General features: G+C 65.2%; 1 protein-coding gene and 1 riboswitch. The gene reads left to right on the forward strand.

Features of this window, described 5'->3' with window-relative positions:
- A riboswitch (cobalamin riboswitch) is annotated at window positions 1–181 on the forward strand. This riboswitch is flagged as partial in the annotation.
- Window positions 182–293: 112 nt separating this feature from the next.
- The coding region (locus PSH48_RS20785) for an ATP cone domain-containing protein (protein ID WP_240410423.1) at window positions 294–515 on the forward strand (222 nt) is incomplete at its 3' end.

Consider the following 515-nt stretch of genomic DNA (forward strand, 5'->3'; position numbering starts at 1 on the left):
GTTCCCGTGTTCGCACGGGCCAAGAGGGAATCCGGTGTGAATCCGGAGCTGCCCCGCAGCGGTATATGAGAACGACCGCCGTCATGACGCACTGTGCTTTGGCATGGGAAGCGACGGCTAGTAGGAGTCCGATCAGGACGAGCTCATGAGCCCGAAGACCTGCCAGGTGTGGTCCCGCAACCGCGGGGCCCGGTTCGCGATCTCGCGGGAAGTATCGCAGCGTTCAGGGGGACCACTGTCCCTGCCGCATTCCGCCCGGTCGCGTGCCCACGGCATCGCACGGAGGAATTGCAATGAGCGCCGACCCCATTTCGACCATCCGCGTCCGCAAGCGTGACGGGTCTTTAGCCCCCTACGACGGCAACGAAGTCGCTGCCTCGATCATGGACTCGGCCCGCGGCCTTGACGACGCCGTCGCCCGGGCAACCCTGCTGCAGGCAGAGGTGGAGATCACCCTCTTTGACGGGATGACCACCGACGCCCTCGACGAAGCCGTCATTCAGGTGGCCCTAGGC

Origin of the sequence: Pseudoalteromonas sp. Angola-4, assembly GCF_028599265.1 — a bacterium.
GTDB lineage: Bacteria > Pseudomonadota > Gammaproteobacteria > Enterobacterales > Alteromonadaceae > Pseudoalteromonas > Pseudoalteromonas atlantica.